The sequence below is a fragment of the Stenotrophomonas sp. 05L44_2 genome, assembly GCF_056665995.1.
Genome location: NZ_JBFTNR010000538.1, coordinates 1 through 2,885 on the forward strand (window position 1 = coordinate 1; position 2,885 = coordinate 2,885).

Consider the following 2,885-nt stretch of genomic DNA (forward strand, 5'->3'; position numbering starts at 1 on the left):
CCGGAGAGTCGATCATGGGCATCATCATCTGGCTGATCGTCGGCGGCATCGTCGGCTGGCTGGCAAGCATCATCATGAAGCGCGATGGCCAGCAGGGCATCATCCTCAACATCGTGGTGGGCATCGTCGGCGCACTGATTTCCGGCTGGCTGTTCGGCGGCGGCATCAATGAAGCGATCACCCTGCGCACGTTCCTGTTCTCGCTGATCGGCGCGGTGATTCTTCTGGCCATCGTCAACCTGTTCACCCGCAAGAGCATACGCTGACGCGGCGGTAGTGCCGGCCGCTGGCCGGCAGATGCATCGCAACGGGCCCGGCAATCGCCGGGCCCCGTTCGTTCAACCCAATTCCACCCACGCCGGCGCATGATCGCTGGGACGTTCCCAGGTGCGCGGCTCGCGGTCGATGCCCGAGGCCACCGCAGTGCCCTTCAGCGCATCGGAGACCAGGGTGAGGTCGATGCGCAGACCGAGGTTGCGGCGGAAACCCGCTGCGCGGTAGTCCCACCAGCTGAAGGTGCCGGCCTCATCGTTGTGCAGGCGGAAGCCATCGTGCAGGCCCAGCTGCAGCAGCTTGTTCAGTGCGCCGCGCTCGGCAGTGGAGGTCAGGATGTGGTTGTCGTTCCACACCTCCGGGTCATGCACGTCGCGCGCATCGGGGGCGATGTTGAAGTCGCCCATCACGATCAGCTTCGGATGCCGCTGCAGTTCTTCGGCGATCCACGCGTGCACCGCCTCCAGCCAGCGCAGCTTGTACTCGTACTTGTCGGTGCCCACGTCCTGGCCGTTGACCACGTACAGGTTGATCACCCGCAGGTCGCCGAAGGTGCCGGCGATGACCCGCTTCTGCTCGTCCTCGAAGCCGGGAATGCCGATCTGCACGTCCTGTGCCGGCTCGCGCGACACCAGCGCCACGCCGTTGTAGGTCTTCTGCCCGGCGAACACGCTGCGGTAACCGGCGGCGACCAGCGCCGAGTCCGGGAACTTGTGGTCCTCCAGCTTGGTTTCCTGGATGCCGACGATGTCCGGGCCGAAGTCCTTGAGCCACTGCTCCAGGTGCGGCAGGCGGACATTGAGCGAATTGACGTTCCACGAGGCGATTTTCATGCGGGCATTCTACCCGGGTGGGCTTTGGTAGAGGCCGACCTTGGTCGGCGCTTTGCTTCCCGCTGTTGCCTTCGTAGAGGCCGACCTTGGTCGGCGCTTGGGGTTCACGCGCGCCAACCAAGGTTGGCCCCTACCGGAACCGGCCGCACGGGTTGGYCCCTACCGGTAGTGCCGGCCGCTGGCCGGCAACCCGATGACCCTTCCGGCAAGACCCTGCACCTGCCGGCCAGCGCACGGCACTACCACTGGTGCACGCACTGCCTGGATTCACCGAAGCAGCAGTTTCAACAACCCCGCAATCTTCGAATACGGCGGCCGCAGCCGATCACTGGCCGCCCAGCGCGACTGCCACAGCACCGGCAACAGCTTGCTCATCGCATCAAACCCGGCCCGCCCGTGGTACGCCCCCATGCCACTGGCGCCCACCCCACCAAACGGCAAGCCATCGGCGGCGAAGTGCAGCAGGGTGTCGTTGACCGTGACCCCGCCGGCCAGCACCTGGCCGAGAATGCGCTCCACCGTGGCCGTGTCGTGGCTGAAGGGATACAGCGCCAGCGGCCGGTCGCGGGCCACGATGTCGGCCAGYGCCGCATCCAGGTCCGGATAGGCGCGCACCGGCAGGATCGGGCCGAAGATCTCATCGCGCATCAGGTCCAGGTCATCCGGCGGGTCCAGCACCACGGACGGCACCAGCAGCCGCTCGCGATCRGCGCGCGCGTCATCCACCTGCGCCAGCGGAATCACCGGCACCCCGCGTTCGCGGGCCTGCGCCAGATAGCCCTGCAGGCGCCGGTACTGGCCCTCGTTGATGATTCGCGTGTAATCATCGGCATCGCTGAAATCACCATAGCGCTCGCGCACCTGCTGCTGCAGCGCCTGCACGAACTCACGCTGGCGCACGCTGTCGATCAGCACGTAATCCGGCGCGATGCAGGTCTGGCCGGCATTGAACCACTTGCCGGTGGCCAACCGCGCGGCGGCTTTGTCCAGCGGGAAATCGCGGCAGACGATCGCCGGCGACTTGCCGCCCAGTTCCAGCGTCAGCGGCACCAGATGCTCCGCCGCCGCCGCCATCACCTTGCGGCCGACCGCGGTGGAACCGGTGAACACGAGGTGGTCCAGCGGTAGCGAAGACACCGCCGCGGCCACGTCCGCGTCACCCTGCACCACCGACACACGATCGGGCGGGAACACGCTGGCCAGCAGATCGGCCAGGAACGCGCTGGTGCGCGGGGTGTGCTCCGAAGGCTTCAACAGCACATGGTTGCCAGCGGCAATCGCGGTGGCCAGCGGCACCAACGCCAGCGTGACCGGATAATTCCACGGCGAGATCACCCCGACCACACCCAGCGGCATCGGCCGCAGCTGCGCGCGGGCTGGCCACAGTCGCCAGCCGGCGCCCACCCGCTGCGGCTTCGACCAGCGCCGCAGGTGGCGACGCAGGTGGTCGATGGCCGACAGCACGCTCATGCCGTCGGCCAGCTTTGATTCCACGTGGGCACGATGGCCGAAGTCCTCGGCGATGGCCGCAGCCATTTCGTCCATGCGGTCCTTCAACGCCGCGCGCAGGCGACGCAGGTCGGCTTCGCGCTGGTCCAGCGAAGGACGCTGGGCCTGCCAGGCGCTGCGCAGGTTGTGCAGGATGACGGGGAGGTCGGCTGGGGCGGTGGTGGTCATGGGCCGACTATACGGCGTGCTCTGCAATGTAATGGTAGTGCCGGCCGCTGGCCGGCAGCCTCATGGATCTCCGGCAGACATCGTGCAGTTGCCGGCCAGCGG

The 2,885-nt window shown here is 67.2% G+C and carries 3 protein-coding genes; 1 reads left to right on the forward strand and 2 read right to left on the reverse strand.

From position 1 onward, the window contains the following. Positions 1–14: 14 nt before the first annotated feature. Positions 15–266 carry a GlsB/YeaQ/YmgE family stress response membrane protein gene (locus AC1VAN_RS17035; RefSeq protein ID WP_025878785.1) on the forward strand — a complete coding sequence of 84 codons (252 nt, stop codon included), beginning with the start codon at positions 15–17 and terminating at the stop codon, positions 264–266. 72 nt (positions 267–338) lie between these two features. Here AC1VAN_RS17035 and xth read toward each other — a convergent pair whose 3' ends face one another. Both xth and AC1VAN_RS17045 read right to left on the reverse strand, forming a co-directional pair. Then, on the reverse strand, positions 339–1,106 hold the full coding sequence (gene xth, locus AC1VAN_RS17040; protein WP_032976774.1) for an exodeoxyribonuclease III: 768 nt from the start codon (positions 1,104–1,106) through the stop codon (positions 339–341). Positions 1,107–1,373: 267 nt separating this feature from the next. Then, complete coding sequence (locus AC1VAN_RS17045) at positions 1,374–2,783, reverse strand: coniferyl aldehyde dehydrogenase (RefSeq protein WP_442251890.1); 1,410 nt, start codon at positions 2,781–2,783, stop codon at positions 1,374–1,376. Positions 2,784–2,885 lie beyond the last annotated feature (102 nt).